Here is a 19,875-nt window from a genome sequence, read left to right as displayed (position 1 = left end):
TCTTATTCAAGCGCAATCAACAGCAAAATGATCGAAACTGCGGCGCGTTATTGTCCACTGTCCGCCATTTGGTAATACACATTTTAATCCGCAGCAGCGCAAATTTGTCCAATGGGATGAATGGCACAAGCACATTGCGCGGCGATTGCCTGCGCTGCAGCGAGCCGAGCAGCAGGGACACAAAAACACAGTTCGTAATCATCGCCAGCAGCGAGCGGCAGCGCCCAGTCGCCAGTTTGGGCGATGAATTCAGCGACTGGTGGCGACAACGGCAATTGTTCCAGCGCCAGCTCTGCGCCCACGTTGGATGCCGACAAAATGTGCCCCAGATCGCCCGCCAGCCCGTCGGACAGATCAATCATCGCAGTCGCCACTCCGCGCAATCCCAATCCCAGCGCGACTCGCGGCATCGGATATTCCAAACGCTGCCGCAATTCCGCCGCCACTGCCGTTCCCGCCCGCAGCCCGCGCAGCGCCAGTCCCGCATCGCCGAGCGTGCCGCTGACGCAAATCACATCATCCACTTGCGCCCCGCTGCGCCGCACTGCCTCGCCTTTTGGAATAAAACCATGCACTTGCACGGTGACGCTCAACGCGCCGCGAGTCGTATCGCCGCCAACTAATTGAACGCCGTGCGCGGTGGCGAGCGCCGCAAATCCAGCGCTAAAGCCTTCAATCCACGCAAGTTCTGCGGTCGGCAACGTCAGTGCCAGCGTTGCCCACGCCGGTTGTGCGCCCATCGCTGCCAAATCGCTGAGACCGACCGCCAGTGCCTTGTGCCCCACGGCGACTGGATCGCAGTCCGGGAAAAAGTGCACACCAGCCGACAGCGTGTCGATGCTGACCGCCAACTGCTGCCCAGCCGGAACATTGAGCAGAGCGCAGTCGTCGCCCACGCCGAGCGCGACATCGGCGCGTGCTGCGCCAAGGTCGGCAAAGAAACGACGAATTAAATCGAATTCGGACATATTGATTTATTCATCGACGGCTGGCGCTGCGCGTCGCGCTTGATCTACTTTTAATGCGTGATGACGGGCGATTTTATCTAATACGCCATTGACATATTTATGCCCTTCAAATGCGCCGAGCAATTTGGTTAATTCCACTGCTTCATTGATGGCGACGCGGTCGGGAATGTTATCGGAGAATAAAATCTCAAATGCGCCGAGCCGCAAAATCGCCATTTCCACTGGATCACATGACATCACGCAATGGCCAGCCGCAAGTTGAATGCACGGTTTCAAATAGATCGCATAGCGTATTTTGTAAATGAACGCGCACCAGTGTTGGGCGGTCGGGACGAATTTCACCGAGCGTTAATGCTAAATGCAATTCGTTATCAATGCTGTCACGATAGGCAATGAGTTGAAATACGCCTTCGGCTGTAGGTAATTCACATACGCATTCGCGCAATACTGCTTTTTCATGGCGGACGCGGTATTGAATAAGATCAGCAATGGTGCCGATTTTTAAGCCGTGCGTTTGCGCAAATACTTCTAAATCGGGTCGCCGCGCCATGCTGCCGTCTTCATTGAGAATTTCGACAATGCTGCTGCGGACTGAATCCGGCCAAACGTGCCAAATCGCAACCGGCTTCGGTGTGACCGGCGCGAACCAACACGCCGCCGGGTTGCGCCATTAACGGGAAAATGTGTCCGGGTTGCACGAGGTCTTTGGGGCTGCGTTGGCAGCAACTGGCGGCGCGAATCGTGACGGCGCGATCTGCCGCAGAAATGCCGGTGGTGACACCCTGCGCGGCTTCGATGGACACGGTAAATGCAGTGGAATGCGCGGCTTGGTTGTCACTGACCATCAGCGGCAGTCGCAGGCGTTCGCAACGATCTTTGGTCAGCGTCAAGCAAATGAGTCCGCGCCCGTATTTCGCCATAAAGTTCACTGCTTCTGGCGTCACGCAGTCGGCAGCTAGCAATAAATCTCCTTCATTTTCACGATCTTCGTCGTCCATGATGACTACCATCCGCCCCAAGCGCAGGTCAGCGATGATGTCTTCGATGCTATTTAAGCCGGAACTGCTCATAACTGTGGAATATCGTTTGCGGGAAATGCCGGTGAGTCTAACAAATACTGCTTCAGTTCATCATGCCAAACGCGCTCATAATGACGACAACTGCGCTTATTTAAGCCTTAAAAATCAATTTGATAACGCTAAATCTCTGCGCCGTGATACCATTTTTCGCGCAAGCCTTGTAAGATGCAGGACATGCGCGGGTGGCGAAATTGGTAGACGCGCTGGATTTAGGTTCCAGTGAAGCAATTCTTGGGGGTTCGAGTCCCCCCTCGCGCACCAACCAGTTGATTTCAATACTTCAATTCCGCAGCACAAACGCAATTCCACACCGCATTCAATCAAGCTCCGAAACGTGTCACCGTGCTGGGTTCCGGCATTCTTCCCGCAATCAATTCGCTTAACACATACCAAATCGCCTCGGCGCTCGGCGGACAGCCGGGAATGAAGACATCCACTGCGACTTCGCCATGAATCGGTTTGACTGGAACGCGCAGTGCCGGTACGCCGCGAGTCGGAATCTGCGGCTGTAGCGTGACGTTTTCGTGGTAAGCGCGATTCAACACGTCAGCCAGTTTGAAATGATTGCGCAGCGCTGGGACGTTGCCAGTCACGGCGCAATCACCCAAACTAATCAATAACTTGCAGTGTTTCCGAAACTGCTGCGCTTTTTCCAGATCATCCTCAGAACTGATTGAACCTTCCAAAATTCCGACATCGACGGTTTCTGGTAATTCCTTGGCATCCACCAGCGGGCTGTAAACGATGTCGATCAACTGCGCCAGCTCCACAAGACGTTGATCCATATCTAAAAATGACATGTGGCAACCTGAGCAACCATCAAGCCACGCAGTGGCAACCGTAATTTTTGCGTTGTTCATTGGGCATGTCTCCGGCGAGCGAGAATCGGTAAAAAGTGTTGATCCTTAACCATTTCTCCAACTGAAGTGCCCTGTTTTACCAGTGCTCCAGTCGGGCACACCTGAACGCATTTGCCGCAACTGGTGCAGGTGTCGCTGCTGCCCCACGGCTGCGCTAAATCAGTGATGACGCGACAATCGGTGCCGCGTCCCATCACGTCCCAAGTGTGTGCGCCTTCGATTTCGTCGCAGACGCGCACGCAGCGGGTGCAGAGAATGCAGCGGTTGTGATCAAGCCGGAACATTTCATGTGAACTATCAACTGGATAAGCGGCTTGTCGGTACGGAACGCGGACGTGATCAACGCCGCATTGTTGCGCCAGCCATTGCAGTTCGCAGTGCCCATTGGAGACGCACACTGCGCAGACGTGATTGCGTTCGGCAAACAGCAATTCAAGAATCGTGCGGCGATAACGCTGGAGCTTTGCGCTTTGGGTGTGAATGCGCATTCCTTCAGCGACACGGGTGGAGCAGGCAGCAAATAAGCGGTTTTGTCCTTCCAATTCAACCATGCACAGCCGACAGCCACCCCACACGGAAAGCCCGTCGAGGTGGCATAAACTGGGAATGGGAATGTGGTTTTCGCGGCACACGTCAATGATCGTTTCATCTTCGCGGGCGGAAAGATCGCGCTCGTCAATACGGAGCGTGACGACGCGAATATTCAGAGTGGTAGTAGGTTGTGCCATTTATTGTTGTCCGCAGTTAAACACATAAATGATTGATTTAGTTGTAGGTTGTCAGTAACGACGCTATTTTTTACTGACAACTGACAATTTTTTTATCCTAATTCTCACATAATAACGAAATCAGCAGCGTCTAGTTGTGGAGCGCCGGAAATGATGGCAAATTGAATTGCAGCAGCACCGCCGGAACCGTCAGCGTCATACCACAGATTGCCGTTATCGGTGTCATACACAATAAAATCATTAGCGTCTTTAGCAATGCCGGTGGTATTGGCATAGAAATTGTCTGCATCAAGCCCGCCAGTCGTTTTTAATCGGGTAAAAATCGCGTTATCTAATTCGATTACATCATAAGCATGACTGAAATCAGTAATGGTATCAACGTTGCCGGCTTTGAGCACACTATCAAAACGGAAGGTGTCAATTTCTGCACCACCGGTCAGCTTATCATTGCCACCATTGCCAGCCAGCATATTCGCGCCATTGCTACCAGTTAATGTGTCATCGAAATGTGAGCCAGTGAGGTTTTCAATTGCAATCAAGCGATCATTTCCAGAGCCGCCAGTGATTTGTGTTGCAGTGATAGCGAGGCTAACAGTAACGGCTTTCATTGCCGTGTTGTAAACAACCGTATCAATGCCCGCACCGCCGTCAATGACGTTATTGCCTGCGCTCACAGTCAAAACGTTATTAAGCGCATTGCCGGTGAGATCAGAGGCTCCGGGTCTAGCAATGCGTCCGTTTTCAACATTGGCAACCAAGGTGTAGCTGGGCAGACTGCTGGCAACTATATCGATGCCACCCGCGCCGGTTTCGACCACCACATCGTCAATGTTATCAACGAAATAAATGTCATTACCTGCCCCGCCAATCATGCTATCGGCACCTGCGCCGCCGTCGAGAATGTCATTGCCAGTTCCACCATCAAGCGTGTCGTTGCCGGCAAAACTGGATAATTTGTCGTTGCCCGCCAAGCCGCTTAATAGATCGTTACTAGCGACTTTGGTATCGCTTTTCAGCGTGTCATTGCCAGTCGTGCCGATAATCAAATTCTCAAGCGCCGCTTCAATGTTGAAAGTAAGCGTGGCGGTCGAAGTAGATAGCGCGACGCCATCACTGACTTTGAAACTGAAATTTACCTTGCCGCTGGGCGGAGCAGTAAAGACCAAACCATCGGCAGCAATATCAGTGGCGGTGATTTCTTGATTGCGGGTGACTGCTGCGCCATCCAACGTAAGGCTGCCGGTCGCTGGCAAGCTGGTGATGGTGACGGATTGCAGGGTGTCGCGGGGATCGGCGTCGCTAAATCCAAAGTCGGCAAGCGTCAGGATCGTGGCGACATTGGCGCTGGTGGTAAGCGTTTGGTTGCTGGCAGTAGGGGCGTGATTGTCTGAGGCTCCACCGCCGCCACTAAAATCCAATGCCACTAATTGTTCGTCAGACATCGTATCAATCTGCGCGGCGGTTAGACCTTGAATCGCATGAGAATTCAGTGCGGAAATCTGCGTCGTGGTCAGACTGGGAATAACTTCAATAGAAATTGCCGGAATTTGTGTTGCGGTCAACGCAGCAATATCTTCGGTATCGAACGCAGCTAGTTGTGCGGCATTCAAGACCGCAATCGCTGCGGTTGATAGTGCCGCAGTCTGTTCGGGCATCAGCGCCGCAAACTGTTCAGGACTCATTGCGGCGATATCTGCAGTTTGTAAGCCAGCGATCTGCGCGGTGGTCAGAGCCGCAATTTTTGTAGGAGACATCATTGAAATAATAGAAGCCATGTCAACATCCTATAGAAAGAAATTGATGAGCACCGTAAATTGGGTTGCCGCTATTAACAACCCAATTCAATAATCCGATTTAACCCACCACCTCGCGCAGCAGCGCCAGCAATGCCGTCACCGCTTCATGTTTCATTTTCCAACTCGCTTTATTCACCACCAGCCGCGAGCTGATGTCGGCGATGTGTTCGAGCGGCACCAGTCCGTTGGCTTTCAAGGTGCTGCCGCTCTCCACCAAATCGACGATCACATCCGCCAGCCCGACCAGCGGCGCGAGTTCCATCGACCCGTAAAGTTTAATGATTTCAACCTGTTGCCCTTTGGCGGCGAAATAACGCTCGGCGCTGTGAACGTATTTGGTGGCGATGCGCAGGCGACGATTGCTCGGTTCTGGCAGGTCGGGGCGACCGGCGACCATCAGCCGACAGCGGGCGATGCCGAGATCAAGCGGTTCGTACAGCCCGTCGCCGCCGTGTTCGAGCAGCACATCTTTTCCCGCCACGCCGAGATCGGCCGCGCCGTATTCAACATACGTCGGCACGTCGCTGGCGCGGATGATGACGAAACGCACCTGCGGATTGGTCGTTTCTAAAATCAATTTGCGGCTGGTTTCAGGATCATCGAGCGGCGCAATTCCCGCGTGTGCGAGCAGCGGCAGCGTCTGCTCAAAAATGCGCCCTTTCGACAGCGCAATCGTTAATGGTGCGTTGAGATTCATCACGCAATTCCTCACTTAACCCGTTGAATTTGCGCACCAAGTCCGCGCAATTTCGCTTCAATGTTGTCGTAGCCGCGATCTAGGTGATAAACGCGATCAATCAACGTCTCGCCCTTCGCCACCAATCCCGCCAGCACCAATCCGGCCGAAGCGCGTAAATCGGTCGCCATCACCGGCGCAGCGGTCAACTGCTTGATGCCGCGACAAATGGCGATATTGCCCTCCACGCGAATATCCGCACCCATGCGCTGCAATTCGGGAACGTGCATAAACCGATTCTCGAAAATCGCCTCCGTCACCGTGCCCACGCCGTCCGCAATCGCGTTGAGCGCACAAAATTGTGCTTGCATATCAGTGGGAAACGCCGGATGTGGCGCAGTGTGAATATCCACCGCTCGCGGGCGCTGCCCCTGCATATCCAGCTCAATCCAATCCGCGCCGGTGGTAATGACCGCGCCGGCGTCGCGCAATTTGCGCAGCACCGCGTCCAAACAATCGGGACAGGTCTGCGTCACCCGCACCCGCCCGCCGGTCATCGCCGCAGCAACTAAAAAGGTTCCGGTTTCAATGCGATCCGGCATCACGCGATGCGTCCCGCCGCCGAGCTGGTTCACGCCCTGAATCTGAATTTGCGCCGTGCCAGCGCCGCTGATTTTTGCGCCGAGCGTGGTTAAAAATTCCGCTAAATCAACGATTTCTGGCTCACGCGCTGCATTTTCAATCACCGTTTCACCCTGCGCCAGCGCCGCTGCCATCAGCAGATTTTCGGTGCCCGTGACCGACACCATCTCCATCACCAGCCGCGTCCCGCGCAGCCGCTCGGCGCGAGCGCGGATGTAACCGCCGTCAACGCTGATGTTCGCGCCCAGCGCCCGCAGCCCGTCAAGATGCACCGTCACCGGTCGCGCCCCAATCGCGCAGCCGCCGGGCAGCGACACATCCGCCTTGCCGTAGCGAGCGACCAGCGGGCCGAGCACGAGAATCGACGCCCGCATCGTTTTGACGAGTTCATAAGGCGCAGCAAAATTGGTCAGCGGCGTCGGCTGCGCGACGATTTGCGTGCTGCCGTCGGCGGCATTTTCGCGTGATAAATCAGCACCTAAGCGCCGCAATAATTCCAACGTGGTGGTGATGTCGCGCAGACGCGGGACGTTGGTGAGCGTCACCGGGGCGCTGGCCAGCAATGTCGCCGCCAAAATCGGGAGCGCCGCGTTTTTTGCGCCGGACGCGCTGACGGAGCCTTGCAATTGCGCACCGCCGCTGATGAGAAGTTTATCCATTGTTTTAAGTTGTCAGTTGTCAGTTGTCAGTTGTCAGTGTCAATTGCGTATTCAATCAATTGGACACTGCCGCGAATTCTATAGCGCAGACTCTGGCTCATTGCCGCCAGCAAAAATCTGATAAGCGGGATTGCCGGTTTCATCAAAATAACGATAACCGAGCGCATCCAAAGCGTGATGAAAATCCTGTTGTTCAAGTGGTGGAATTTGTGCGCCCATCAACACGCGCCCATAGGCTGCGCCGTGATTGCGATAATGAAATAAACTGATATTCCAGCGTTTTCCCAAGCCGGTTAAAAAATCCAATAATGCGCCGGGGCGTTCTGGGAATTCAAACCGAATCAGCGTCTCGTGTTCAATCGTCGGTGCATGACCGCCCACCATAAAGCGAATATGCTGCTTGGCGGTTTCATTATCGGTCATATCCAATACTTTGAAATGCTTTTCGATCAGTTTTTCAATTAACTCGGCGCGTTCTTCATCGCCTCGCGTCAATTCAATCCCAACGAAAACTTGCGCCCGTTGCGTATCGGCATAACGATAATTAAATTCGGTAATTTGACGCTTGCCAATCGTTTTACAAAAGCTCAAAAAGCTGCCCGGACGTTCAGGAATTTCCACCGCTAATAATGCTTCCCGATGTTCGCCCAATTCAGCGCGTTCGGCGACATGGCGCAAGCGATCAAAATTGATATTCGCGCCGCTTTCAATGGCGATTAAATGCGCGTCACGAATGCCGGTTGTTTCTACCCAACGTTTTAATCCTGCGACCGCTAATGCGCCTGCTGGTTCGGCAATGCCGCGAGTATCATCAAAGATGTCTTTAATTGCTGCGCAGATTTCATCGGTGCTCACTAAAACCACTTCATCGACGCGCTCGCGGGCAATACGAAAAGTCTCCGCACCAATTAAACGCACCGCCACGCCATCGGCAAATAATCCCACTCGCGGCAGCGTAATGCGGCGACCGACCGCCAGCGCGGCGTGGAGCGTGGGCGCTTCGGCGGGTTCAACACCGATAATTTTTACTTGCGGATACAACCATTTAACATACGCAGCGATGCCAGCAATCAAGCCGCCGCCGCCAACCGGCACGAAGATTGCCGCTGGTGGTTCGGGATGCTGGCGCAGGATTTCCATACCGATGGTGCCTTGTCCGGCAATGACATCAGGATCATCAAACGGATGAATAAAGGTTAATTGTTTTTCAGTCACTAATTCCATTGCGTGAGCATAGGCATCATCATACGAATCGCCGTGCAAAATCACTTTACCGCCATGCGCTCGCACCGAACGTACTTTAATTGCGGGCGTGGTGCGCGGCATGACAATCAATGCCGGAATACCAAGTTTTTTCGCACTGAGCGCGACACCTTGCGCATGATTACCGGCGCTGGCCGCAATGACGCCGCGAGCACGAATCTCAACATCTAAATTGATGAGTTTATTATACGCACCGCGCAATTTGAATGAAAAAACTGGCTGCAAATCTTCGCGTTTTAAGAATACGGTATTGCCCAGCCGCGCCGATAATTGCGGAGCGCGAGTGAGTGGGGTTTCATGCGCAACGTCATACACTCGCGCTTTCAGAATTCGATCAACGTAGGAATCTGGCATTGATGGTCTCAGTAAAATTGCTTCGATTTTTACATATTACAGGATTTGCGCAGTTATTTGCGATCAGGCTACTGCGCATGGTTGATTTTGCTATGATGATGCTTCAATTCAATTCCAGTCACGTTGGCGTCAGTTGTTGGGTTGCCAACAGCGGCAACCCAACCTACAATTATGCTTTATGCGCATTGCGTCATCAAATCCAGTCAATTGGATTTTCGTTCGCTGCTTGTTTTATATTTGGTTTTTTAGTCTAAATTAAGAGTTGTATTTTATAGCAATGTCTGATTTGAAACCCATTCAATTTCTCGGCACTTCTCTTGATGATCTCCGTTCTTTTCCTGTGTCAGCACGGCGTGAAGCCGGTTATCAACTTGACCAAGTGCAGCACGGTCACGAACCGGACGATTGGAAACCAATGGTAACGGTTGGACAAAGTGTACGAGAGATTCGGATTCGGGATGCTTCCGGTGGATTTCGCATTATTTATGTGGCGAAATTTGCAAACGCTATTTATGTTCTCCATTGCTTTCAAAAGAAAACGCAAAAAACAAGTATCTCTGATCTGAGTATCGCTAAAAAACGCTATCGAGATTTGATTCAGGAGCACAGTTAATGAGTCATCAACAATTTATCAGCGTTTGGGATGCTATTGAAGACACGCCTCAAGAAGCCGAAATGATGCGGCTTCGGTCGGCGCTAATGATGGCATTGAAAAACCACATGACGCATCAAGGTCTCACTCAACTGCAAGCTGCGCAATTATTTGCTGTAACATTGCCGCGTGTTTCCGATCTTTTAAGTGGCAAAATCAATCTCTTTGATTTAGATGCTTTGGTCAATATGGCAGCAGCGGCTGGTTTGCACGTTGACATCCAAATACGCGACGCAGCATAAAATTACCCAACAGTTTTCAAATCCACTCAATTGGATTTTCGTTTACTGCTGGTTTTAAGCCCTGTTGTTCAATAAATAAACGATGCCAGATGGCGAATTGCATTAACCCAAATAATTCCCGACTAGCGCCATTGCCGCGTTGTCGCGCTGCAACTAATTTCGGAATTGCTGCGAGATTAAACCATTCTCGAATTCCACGATTACGCAATAGCCGTTGCCCGATTTCTGCCGCCACTTCGCCGCGCAGCCAATCGCCAACTGGAACATGAAAACCGCGTTTCGGCTGCTGGAGATGACCGGGCGGTAATTGCGGTTCTGCCCAGCGTTTCAATAACCATTTACCGTGATGTTGTTGAATTTTCAGCGTATCTGGCAGCGCCAGCCCGAATTCCACCAGCCGATGATCGAGAAATGGCACGCGCCCTTCAACGCCAAATCCCATCAGCAGCCGGTCGGTTTTGACCAGCAAATTGTCCGGCAGCGCAGTCACTAAATCGACGTATTGACGGCGTTGTAAATCCGACCAAGTCGTTGGAGTGTCGCGCCAAGCCTTTATAAATGGCGCACGTTCCATTGCTGCAACTGTGTTTAATTCTGCGCCAAATAATTGCCGTGTCCATTGTTTTGCCCATTGCCCGCGAGTACGAAAACCGCCGCTGCCAGAATGTAATAAGGTTTTTAACCAGCGTTCAGCAAAACGCGGATCATAACGGCGATAACCGGCAAATACTTCATCACCACCTTCGCCAGAAAATACAACTTTTAATGACGCGCCAGCGGTTTCTGCCAGAATTGATGTGGGCAAGCTGGCGTAGTCGCGCATCAATTCATCGGCGCACCAGATACTGTGCGGAATGCGGGAAAATACTTGGTTAAATTCCAATTCCAGCGCGTGATGATTAAAGCCAAAATGCGCGGCAATACGCGCCGCTTCATTCAATTCATCAGCTCGCGTCGCGCCGCGATAACCAACTGAAAAACTTTTAATGCGTTCGTTGCTATGCGCGTGGAGTTGCGCAGCGAGAATTGCGGAATCAACGCCGCCTGATAAAAACAGTCCAAACGGCACATCAGAACGCACATGTTCACGCATGACTGCCGTCATTAAATCATTCAATTCAGCTTGCGCAGCGTCAATTCCGATCTGGCGCGGTTCTATATTCAATGGCGACCAATAACGATGGCGTTTAATGTTTAAATCAGCATCAATGAGCAGCGCCTCGCCGGGCAATACGCGCTGAATTCCAGCCAGCAATGTGTCTTCTCCGCTGGCGAATTGATGTTGCAGAAATTGGCGCAGCGCAGTTGCTGCGACCTGCGGCTGGTGCGGCAAAATTGGCAGCAAGGCTTTGATTTCAGAAGCAAAAGCGATGCGATCCGGCAGCCGCACATAAAACAGCGGTTTGATGCCGAGCCGGTCGCGACCGAGGATCACGCGCCCAGCGGTCGCGTCGTGGAGCGCGAAGGCGTACATACCGCGCAGCTGCGGTAAACACTGCAAACCGTGTTGGGCATAACTGTTGAGGATGGTCTCGGAATCGGAGGCGGTGCGCGGAATGCGCCCGAGCTGGCGCAATTCTGCGTTTAATTCCAAGTAGTTATAAATCTCACCGTTGGCAACCAGTGCCAACTGCCCGTCGGCAGACAACAGCGGCTGATGACCGTCGTGTAAGCCGATGATTGATAAGCGCGTTTGCGCCAAACCGACCGCGCCCGCGCAATAAATGCCGCTGTCGTCGGGGCCGCGATGTGCCAGCGCCGCGTTCATCTGCGCGAGTTGCGCCGGATCGGGACGCTGCCCGGCGCGAAGAATAAAACCAGCAATGCCGCACATGATTTAATTGGTCGTTTGCGGTTGATAACTAACAATTGACAATTGACAAATTGCCGCCGCCACGCCATACACCATCACCGCCGACCAGATTATATCGGAAGCGAAATGATCGCCCATCGCCATTCGCGCCATGCCAATTAAACTCCCCGCCAGCAATGAAATAAATAGCGCCAATCGCGCCAAAATTGGGCGCTCGCGTCGCCACCAAAAGAATAATGCGCCAATTAAAAATCCAATTGAACTGTGCCCGCTGGGAAATGATTTGCCGCTGCCACTCGGATTGAATGCCAGCGGCGGTTGATAGATTTCGCTGCCGCCAAACGCGATGGTTTGATGCGGGCGCGGGCGTCCCCAGTGTTCTTTGAAGATGCCGTTGACCAATAATCCGGGGCCGAGCAGCGTCACTGCGAGCAGAAAAATTGCCAAGCGGCGCGGGCGCTGTAATTGTGACCACCGGAAGCTGGCGGCGATGACGGCCGCGCTGCCGAGCACGATGGCACCGACTAGGAACGGCACGACGTGGTAACACCATTGCCACAGCGGGCGCTGCCCTTCCCACCACACGTCGGCAGCGTCAGGGTGATAAAACTGCGCCGCGAGCCACACATCTGCGTCACTCAGCCAAAATGGCACCGTGCCCAACACTGCCGCTGCGGTCAACGCCAAGAGCGGTAATAATTCATTTCGGCGCGGGGCGGCAATGGTCAAGCGTTGCATATTATGGGCGCTCATTGAATAAAGATGCGAGCTTAACCATTTACACCGATTAACACAATTAGCGGTTATCATTTAACCGTTTTTTATTCCAGAATTGATTAAGGAATGCACTGATGATTTCACTGCTTGATTATGGCGCGGGCAATGTCCGCAGCGTCCGCAATGCGATTCAGGCGCTCGGTTTTAGCGTGACCGATATTACTTGCCCGGACGATATTTTACGCGCTGAACGGCTGATTTTTCCCGGCGTTGGCGCATTCGGCGCAGCGATGGAACGGTTGCAACGGCTGGGTTATGTCGAACCATTAAAAGAATATCTCGCTGCCAATCGTCCTTTTTTTGGGATTTGTATTGGTTTGCAAGTGCTATTTGATGGCAGTGAAGAATCGCCGGGCGTCGCCGGATTAGGTTTCATTCCGGGACACATTCGCCGTTTTGATGTCGGATCATTATCGGTTCCGCACATGGGTTGGAATGACGTGCGGCTGGCGCGTGAATCACCATTATTTGCAAATTACCGCGATGAAAAACTTTATTTTGTGCATTCTTATTGTGCAGCGCCCACGCCAGAAAATGCGGAATGGCAATTAGCATTCACTGATTACGGCGCACCATTTTTAAGTGCGGTGCAGCGCGGCAATATCGCGGCGGTGCAATTCCACCCGGAGAAAAGCGGCGCAGTCGGTTTACAATTATTGCGGCAATTTTTAGCGGGAGAAAATACGACTAAACCCATCACCAATTCATTACAGCAGACGCATTTTGCTAAACGCATCATTGCGTGTTTAGATGTGCGCACGAATGACGCTGGTGATTTGGTTGTGACCAAAGGCGATCAATATGATGTGCGCGAATTGGGTGAAGTGCGCAATCTGGGCAAACCCGTTGAATTAGCGCAACGCTATTATGATGAAGGCGCAGATGAAATCACCTTTTTGAATATCACCGCCTTTCGAGATTTCCCGCTTGCCGATCAACCGATGTTGGAAGTCTTGCGCCGCACTTCTGAGCGCGTGTTTGTGCCATTAACGATTGGTGGCGGTATTCGCGCCTTTACTGATGCCAGCGGCAAAAGTTATTCCGCGCTGGATGTTGCGGATGAATACTTTCGCTCTGGCGCCGATAAAATTTCAATTGGTTCTGATGCAGTAGCAACGGCTGAAAATTATTTAGAATGCGGTAATGGTGATGGCAGCAGCGCAATTGAACAAATCGCTCGCGTCTATGGCAATCAAGCGGTCGTGATTTCAATTGATCCGCGTCGCGTATATGTCAATTCACCCGATGACACGCGCCATCACACCGTTGCTACAACGACACCTGGACCGCATGGCGAAGGCTATTGTTGGTTTCAATGCACCATTAAAGGTGGACGGGAAGGGCGCGATGTGGATGCAGTAGAATTAGCGTGGATTTGTGAACAATTAGGCGCGGGTGAAATTCTGCTCAATTCAATTGATCGTGACGGCACGGGCGCGGGGTTTGATTTAGAATTGATTGGCGCAGTAAGTCAAGCAGTCACGATTCCGGTGATTGCGTCTAGCGGTGCAGGTCAGGTTAAACATTTCAGTGAAGTATTCGCTGCAACTGGAGTGGAAGCGGCATTAGCAGCCGGGATTTTTCATCGCCGTGAAGTGCCCATTGCCGCCGTCAAAACACATTTGCGTGAACAGGGAATTGAAACGCGGGTTTAATAAAATATCTGCGCAACGTAGTGATTGACAAAGTATAGTGTTACACAGTTGAAAAAAGTTGTCAGTTGGCGGTAAACGCAGTGTTTCTTACTGCCAAATGACCACTAATTTATGTTTTTAACTGCGCAATTTCACAGATACGAAAACATTTATTGCGATGTCATTCTTAAATATGAGAGGTATTTGGATTCTATGGAACTTTTTTTACAGCTGGTCGCAGCCGCTGCAATGGTGTTAATGCTGGTTTATTTGTGGCCAGCATTCAAACATTGGCAGCAAAATAGCCCTAAAGCTCAAGCTGGTGATTGGCAAGCAGCATTATTACCACTTGGTACAGTGGTACTTTTGGTTATTTTTCTTATCATGGCAGTACGCTGAACGCCATAATGAGAATGCCGAAAAGCAGCAGTAATTCTGGTAGGCTTGACTGTAATCGCAGTTTTACTATTCACTCACATTAATTGGATTTCACTATGAATACGCAACCACTTATCCTGCGTAAAGATCAAGAACGCCGTTTGCTCGCTGGGCATTGTTGGATTTATAGCAATGAAGTTGATACGCAGGCGACGCCGCTAAAAGCATTTTCACCCGGTCAGCCGGTAGCAATTTTTAGTGATCACGAACGCTGGATTGGTCACGGTTATGTCAATCCGCATTCATTGATTTGTGCCCGCATCGTCACTCGTGAACGGGCGCAACCACTCAGTCCGGCGCTATGGCTTAAACGTATTCACGAGGCGCTGGCGCTGCGCGAACGTCTATATCAACGCCCATTTTATCGGCTGATTTTCGGCGAAAGCGATGGGCTACCGGGCTTAATTGTAGATCGTTACGATAGCCTATTGGTTGTGCAAATCACAACGGCTGGAATGGAACGAGTACGTGGGGAAATTCTCGCAGCATTAGAACAGGTATTGCGTCCGCAATTCATCGTATTGCGCAATGACACCAGTATTCGTGAATTAGAAGGATTGGAGCGCACGGTAGAAACGGTGCTCGGAACACCGACTGATAGCATGATGTTAATTGAAAATGAATTAACATTTGAAGTTGCGCCAATCACTGGACAGAAAACTGGGTGGTTTTTTGATCAAGCAGAAAATCGTCGGCGGCTTGCGCGTTATGGCGTGGGGCAACGGGTGCTCGATGTATGCAGTTATATTGGCGCATGGGGATTACGCGCAGCAGCATTAGGTGCAAAAAGCGTGACCTGTGTTGATAGTTCGCAAACCGCATTAGATCGTGTTGCTGCTAATGCCGCTCGTAATCAATTAGACAAGCGCATTCATTCGCTACATGGCGATGCGTTTGAAGTGTTGCGGGAATTGCGCGATCAGGGTCAACGCTTTGATACAGTAATTCTTGATCCGCCAGCATTTATTAAACGCCGCAAAGATGAAAAAGAAGGCAATCAAGCCTATCAACGCTTAAATCGCTTGGGAATTGAACTACTTGAGCCGGGCGGTTTATTGGTGACTTCATCCTGTTCATTTCACATGGATCGAGATACTTTTTTGCGTGGAGTGCAATTGTCAGCGCGACGTGCTGGGCGCAGTGCACAATTGTTAGAAACTGGTCAGCAAGGTCCAGATCATCCCGTACATCCGGCAATTGCAGAAACCGCGTATTTGAAAACCTGCTTTGTACGCGTATTGCCGGAGTTTTAATGTAAAAACCTGTGTATTAAAGCAACCCATTCACACTATTAAATAATGCACCGGCTCGCAGTCGGTGTCGTCTTTTTGTAAGGATTGATTGATGTCGTTTCAGATTGATGTTTCCCGCATAATTCCCGTTATTATCGCACTGGCACTGCTGGGTTTATTCAGCATTACTGGCTGTAGTACTCACCCACCGCGTGATAAAAAAATCACCGGACCAATTGATAAGGTTGTGGTCAGAAAAGCTGCGCGGCAGCTTGAATTGCACAGTCGCGGACGGATCGCACATAAATATCACATTGCACTGGGGGGATCGCCAATTGGTCACAAATACCGTGAAGGCGATCAACGCACTCCAGAAGGTAATTATGTTTTCAATTGGCGCAAACCCAATAGCCAATTTTACAAGGCGATACACATTTCTTATCCCAATGCGCGAGATCAGGAAAATAGCCGCAATCTGGGTTATAAACCCGGAGGAATGATTATGTTGCATGGCTTGCCGACCTATATTCAGTCGGAATCCATGCGTAAACAATACCTGAACCGTGATTGGACGCATGGTTGTATTGCAGTACAAAATCACGAAATCGATGAAATTTGGAAATTAGTTCCAGATGGAACGCCAATTCAGATTTTACCTTGAGTAAACGCATTTACGTCGTTTACCTAAATCGACTACATCAATTGCGTTTTTACAGCGGCAGTGTGCCACGCAATTGATGTTATTCTTTGCCGTGTTATTGCATTTCACCTGGACGACGTACCGGAGTTTTTAATGTCACCAATTCTTCGGCGCTGCAAGGATGAATTGCCACAGTCGCATCTAAATCCGCTTTAGTTGCGCCCATTTTTACCGCAACGGCAAAACCTTGTAGCATTTCGTCTACACCGTCGCCAATCAGATGAATTCCAACCACACGCTCTTCTGCGCCCGCACAAACTAACTTCATCGCGGTCGTTGCGCCATGCGCATTAAGCGCGTAACGCATTGGCGTAAAAGCAGTTTCGTAAATCGTCAAGGTATCGCCGAACCGTTGCCGCGCTTCCGGCTCCGTCAAACCCACTTTGCCAAGCGGCGGATGCGTAAATACCACAGTTGGAATATTGTCATAATCGAGTTTGAGATCGGGTTTACCGTTAAACAGCCGCTCGGCCAGTCGCCGCCCCGCAGCGACTGCAACCGGCGTTAATGGCTCGCGTCCAGCCACATCGCCAAGCGCGTAAATCCCTGAAATGTTAGTGTTTTGGTAGGCATCAGTCGGGATGATGCCGTTCGGTTGCACGGTCACACCAGCGGTTTCTAAACCCAGATCGCGAGTGTTTGGAGTGCGCCCAACCGCCCAAATAATCTGATCAAATCCACTCAATCGCTCGCCATTTTGCGCAACCAATGCCAGCCCATCCGCATCCTGTGACAATTCTGCAACAGCAAATTCCAACCGTGTTTCAATACCATGCGCGTTCATGTTCTCGCGCAGCGTCGCACTAATCAGCGGGTCAAACAGCCACAGCAGCCGATCTTCCAATGCAACCACCGTCACCTCGGTTCCAAACGCCCGCAATACACCCGCAAGCTCGACGCCAATATAACCACCACCGACGATGGCAACGCGCTTAGGCTGGGTTTGCAGTTTAAAAAATCCATCAGAATCAATGCCTAATTCCGCACCTGGCATTCGCGGCACAATCGGTCGTCCCCCAGTGGCAATCACGATGTGCGGGGCGCTGTACTGCTGCTCGTCGACTGCGACAGTGTGCGCATCGACGAAATGGGCGCGTCCAGTGATGCGCGTAATGCCCAATTCAGTGACGTATTGATCCCAATACTGATTGATATTTGCCACATAACGGTCGCGTCCAGTGACCAAAGTCGCCCAATTCAACGCGCCACCAGTGGTATCAATGCCGAATTTCGGTGCATTAGCAACTGCAGTGGCAAGATTGGCGGCATACCACATTATTTTTTTTGGTACACAACCTGCATTAACGCAGGTTCCGCCAAGTTGTGCGGCTTCAATAATGGCGACGCGCTGCCCGAATTGCGCAGCTTTTTCTGCCACTGCTAACCCGCCGCTGCCGCCACCAATAGCAATTAAATCAAATTGTTGTGCCATAACGATCTCCAGTCTGTAGTAGAGTAATGAATGATAGCTTGCGCTGATTTAAGCTAAATTGAAAGATAACTATTTTTTAATGTTATGCCAATTGCTATTGCATAGATATTTCTGGCGTTGCAGTCAGTTTTCAAGTCATCATACGCGATGACATGCGTTTACTGGATATAAAAATTACCGTAAAAATAAATTTTCACATTTGAAAAAGAATGGTTAGGCTTTTAGTAGTCTATCAAAGAGTATGACATTTATGACACCTTTTAAGGAGCAAACCATGAACCTTCCCTATGACAGCCTGTTAGACACCGCCCGCCAATTTAATATCGAGATTTCACCGTTACAAGGCGATCTCGTCTGCGCCTTCGTTGGCGAATGGAATTCTGGCAAGAGCAGTTTATTAAATAATCTGTTTGGTTTACCGCTGCTGCCAGAACGTGCAACACCGGCGACTAAAACGCTGGTGTTATTACAACGCAATACAGATTCCGCTCCTCATGCCAAGGTTCAAGATGATCGTGGCGCAATTCAAGAGTATCAAGGAACGGCGGCGGTTGAGGCTTTACAACAATCATTGCAGCATTTATCGCGCATTGAATACCAAGCGCCACAATTAGATGTGCCTGCGCATACCGTATTTGTGGATACGCCTGGCTTTAATGATACCGATCAACAAGCCAGCACAAAAGCGGAAACGGTACGCGCCGATTTGATCGTTTTTGTGTTGAATGCGCGGGTGTCGGCGTTGAATCAAACGCAGATTGATTTTATTCAACGGGCGGTATTGAGCAAAGCTAATCTGAAAGACCTGTTTTTCGTTTTGACGCACAGCGACGTATTGGAAGATGACGACGATTCCGCCAGCTTGCGGCAACGGATTGGCGCACACGTCGGCAGTGATCGGATTTTTCTATTGTCCAATAAAGACGCAGTGACAATTCAAGGTTTTAAGCAGGCGCTCTATACCTATATTGATGAACGCCGCAGTGTTTTATTGGATGAGCGGCGGCAGCGCCATCAACGCCAGCTTTTCGACGCATTGCGGCAGCAGGTCGCTTTGGAGCGCGTGGCATTGCAACAAATGCTCAATCAGACTACTGAACAACGCGATGCCTTGCGCACGGAAATTCAAGAGGCGCGACGTAAAGAAAGCCAGAAGAAAAGTGAATTGCGTCGGCGCAGCCAGCAGCGTTTGCAATCAGTGTTACAAAGTTTGCGCGAATTGATTGAGCAGACTGAGCAGCAATTGGATGATGCGATTGACAGCAGTTCGGTTGAACAATTGCAGAAAAAAGGTTATCTCCAGCAACGCATTGAGGACGCAATGAAAACTCTGGAACCGCAGATGCAAGCCAAGCTAGATGAATTGATGCGCAGTTTGCAGGGCGATGTGCAGGAAGGTCAAACGCATTCCAATCAGTTATTAAAAGAGCTGAATTTGGAGCTTGATTTACCTGATTACAGTTCGCCATTGTCACGCGTGAGTGCCGAGCATATTATGCCGCTTGCGTTTATGGGCAGTTTATTGGTGTTTGGATGGTTTAGTGTGCCCACGCTGTTGGTGGGTTTTTTGGCGCTCAAAGCGCGTGAATTCGGTTTAACGCGCTTTGGCGATCAAACCGGCATTCTCGATACCGTGATTGATAAAATTAAAGATGGAGCTGCCAGCGTCCATCGACAAACGATTAAGATCACACTGGCGCGTACCTTGTCAGATTATCTCAATCAAGTTTCCGATTACTTCCGCGATGTGATGGATAAGTCAACGGATCAGGCGCTGCATCAAATCAATTTGGTGGCAGAATTAGAAAAAACGCTGGTCGCATTGAATAATGAAACCTCCCATATTGATTGGGAGCTGCGTTTAGATAAAGCCGAGGCGCTGATTACAAATCAGCAGCTCGCCAACAATTAACCCATCAGGAGCCGCACC

At 50.9% G+C, this 19,875-nt stretch carries 17 protein-coding genes, 1 tRNA gene and 2 pseudogenes; 8 read left to right on the top strand and 12 right to left on the bottom strand.

From position 1 onward, the window contains the following. Window positions 1–83 precede the first annotated feature (83 nt). The 3 genes and pseudogenes from thiL to ribB form a co-directional block, all read right to left on the bottom strand. Window positions 84–968: a thiamine-phosphate kinase gene (thiL, locus tag CXB77_RS14425; RefSeq protein WP_347338139.1), complete on the bottom strand. Its 885-nt coding sequence runs from the start codon at window positions 966–968 to the stop codon at window positions 84–86. A gap of 6 nt (window positions 969–974) precedes the next feature. Further along, window positions 975–1,208: pseudogene (locus tag CXB77_RS14420) on the bottom strand (transcription antitermination protein NusB); the annotation flags it as partial. Then, a pseudogene (gene ribB, locus CXB77_RS14415) lies at window positions 1,198–2,038 on the bottom strand (3,4-dihydroxy-2-butanone-4-phosphate synthase); the annotation flags it as partial. The pseudogenes ribB and CXB77_RS14420, both read right to left, overlap by 11 nt. A 185-nt stretch (window positions 2,039–2,223) precedes the next feature. Between ribB and CXB77_RS14410 the strand changes: the two are divergent. Beyond that, window positions 2,224–2,308: transfer RNA gene (locus CXB77_RS14410), tRNA-Leu, on the top strand. A gap of 59 nt (window positions 2,309–2,367) precedes the next feature. On the opposite strand, the gene CXB77_RS14405 is transcribed toward CXB77_RS14410, so the two are convergent. The 6 genes from CXB77_RS14405 to ilvA all read right to left on the bottom strand — a co-directional run bounded on the left by CXB77_RS14405 (window position 2,368) and on the right by ilvA (window position 9,025). Further along, window positions 2,368–2,907 (bottom strand): NADP oxidoreductase, encoded by a 540-nt coding sequence (locus CXB77_RS14405; protein WP_105074440.1) that lies wholly within the window; start codon window positions 2,905–2,907, stop codon window positions 2,368–2,370. Beyond that, entirely contained in the window at window positions 2,904–3,635 is a 732-nt protein-coding gene (hoxU, locus tag CXB77_RS14400; protein WP_105074439.1) for a bidirectional hydrogenase complex protein HoxU, read from the bottom strand. Before hoxU ends, CXB77_RS14405 begins: the two co-directional genes overlap by 4 nt. 104 nt (window positions 3,636–3,739) lie before the next feature. After that, window positions 3,740–5,389, bottom strand: coding sequence for a cadherin-like domain-containing protein (locus CXB77_RS19325; protein WP_242445728.1), 1,650 nt, complete (start codon window positions 5,387–5,389; stop codon window positions 3,740–3,742). A gap of 100 nt (window positions 5,390–5,489) precedes the next feature. After that, window positions 5,490–6,128: an ATP phosphoribosyltransferase gene (gene hisG / locus CXB77_RS14375; RefSeq protein WP_105074434.1), complete on the bottom strand. Its 639-nt coding sequence runs from the start codon at window positions 6,126–6,128 to the stop codon at window positions 5,490–5,492. 11 nt (window positions 6,129–6,139) lie between these two features. Beyond that, a complete protein-coding gene (gene murA, locus CXB77_RS14370; RefSeq protein WP_105074433.1) occupies window positions 6,140–7,408 on the bottom strand; it encodes a UDP-N-acetylglucosamine 1-carboxyvinyltransferase in 1,269 nt (422 codons plus the stop codon). A 78-nt stretch (window positions 7,409–7,486) separates the two neighbouring features. Continuing rightward, window positions 7,487–9,025 carry a threonine ammonia-lyase, biosynthetic gene (gene ilvA / locus CXB77_RS14365; RefSeq protein WP_105074432.1) on the bottom strand — a complete coding sequence of 513 codons (1,539 nt, stop codon included), beginning with the start codon at window positions 9,023–9,025 and terminating at the stop codon, window positions 7,487–7,489. Window positions 9,026–9,302: 277 nt separating this feature from the next. Between ilvA and CXB77_RS14355 the strand changes: the two genes are divergently transcribed. Beyond that, entirely contained in the window at window positions 9,303–9,638 is a 336-nt protein-coding gene (locus CXB77_RS14355) for a type II toxin-antitoxin system RelE/ParE family toxin (protein ID WP_105074430.1), read from the top strand. Next, window positions 9,638–9,919 (top strand): helix-turn-helix domain-containing protein, encoded by a 282-nt coding sequence (locus CXB77_RS14350; protein ID WP_105074429.1) that lies wholly within the window; start codon window positions 9,638–9,640, stop codon window positions 9,917–9,919. The genes CXB77_RS14355 and CXB77_RS14350 overlap by 1 nt, the downstream gene beginning before the upstream one ends. A 16-nt stretch (window positions 9,920–9,935) precedes the next feature. Here CXB77_RS14350 and asnB read toward each other — a convergent pair whose 3' ends face one another. Further along, window positions 9,936–11,753: an asparagine synthase (glutamine-hydrolyzing) gene (gene asnB / locus CXB77_RS14345; RefSeq protein ID WP_105074428.1), complete on the bottom strand. Its 1,818-nt coding sequence runs from the start codon at window positions 11,751–11,753 to the stop codon at window positions 9,936–9,938. Between the two features lie 3 nt (window positions 11,754–11,756). Next, a complete protein-coding gene (locus tag CXB77_RS14340) occupies window positions 11,757–12,470 on the bottom strand; it encodes a phosphatase PAP2 family protein (RefSeq protein WP_172452685.1) in 714 nt (237 codons plus the stop codon). A gap of 113 nt (window positions 12,471–12,583) precedes the next feature. Between CXB77_RS14340 and hisF the strand changes: the two genes are divergently transcribed. From hisF to CXB77_RS14320, 4 genes are all read left to right on the top strand, one after another. Continuing rightward, window positions 12,584–14,164 carry an imidazole glycerol phosphate synthase subunit HisF gene (hisF, locus tag CXB77_RS14335; RefSeq protein WP_105074426.1) on the top strand — a complete coding sequence of 527 codons (1,581 nt, stop codon included), beginning with the start codon at window positions 12,584–12,586 and terminating at the stop codon, window positions 14,162–14,164. A 192-nt stretch (window positions 14,165–14,356) separates the two neighbouring features. Then, window positions 14,357–14,542 carry a hypothetical protein gene (locus tag CXB77_RS14330; protein WP_105074425.1) on the top strand — a complete coding sequence of 62 codons (186 nt, stop codon included), beginning with the start codon at window positions 14,357–14,359 and terminating at the stop codon, window positions 14,540–14,542. Window positions 14,543–14,637: 95 nt separating this feature from the next. Next, the gene (locus tag CXB77_RS14325; protein ID WP_105074424.1) at window positions 14,638–15,834 is read left to right on the top strand and encodes a class I SAM-dependent rRNA methyltransferase; all 1,197 of its coding nucleotides are present in this window, start codon (window positions 14,638–14,640) and stop codon (window positions 15,832–15,834) included. A 91-nt stretch (window positions 15,835–15,925) separates the two neighbouring features. After that, on the top strand, window positions 15,926–16,474 hold the full coding sequence (locus CXB77_RS14320) for a L,D-transpeptidase family protein (RefSeq protein ID WP_105074423.1): 549 nt from the start codon (window positions 15,926–15,928) through the stop codon (window positions 16,472–16,474). Window positions 16,475–16,568: 94 nt separating this feature from the next. Here CXB77_RS14320 and gorA read toward each other — a convergent pair whose 3' ends face one another. After that, window positions 16,569–17,945 carry a glutathione-disulfide reductase gene (gene gorA / locus CXB77_RS14315; protein WP_105074422.1) on the bottom strand — a complete coding sequence of 459 codons (1,377 nt, stop codon included), beginning with the start codon at window positions 17,943–17,945 and terminating at the stop codon, window positions 16,569–16,571. A 274-nt stretch (window positions 17,946–18,219) separates the two neighbouring features. Here gorA and CXB77_RS14310 point away from each other — a divergent pair, with 274 nt between their 5' ends. After that, window positions 18,220–19,857: a dynamin family protein gene (locus CXB77_RS14310; RefSeq protein ID WP_172452684.1), complete on the top strand. Its 1,638-nt coding sequence runs from the start codon at window positions 18,220–18,222 to the stop codon at window positions 19,855–19,857. Window positions 19,858–19,875: the final 18 nt, after the last annotated feature.

The sequence above is a fragment of the Chromatium okenii genome (assembly GCF_002958735.1).
Lineage (GTDB): Bacteria > Pseudomonadota > Gammaproteobacteria > Chromatiales > Chromatiaceae > Chromatium > Chromatium okenii_A.
Note: the sequence above shows the minus strand (reverse complement) of the source record. Positions and strands in the feature narration are given on the sequence as shown.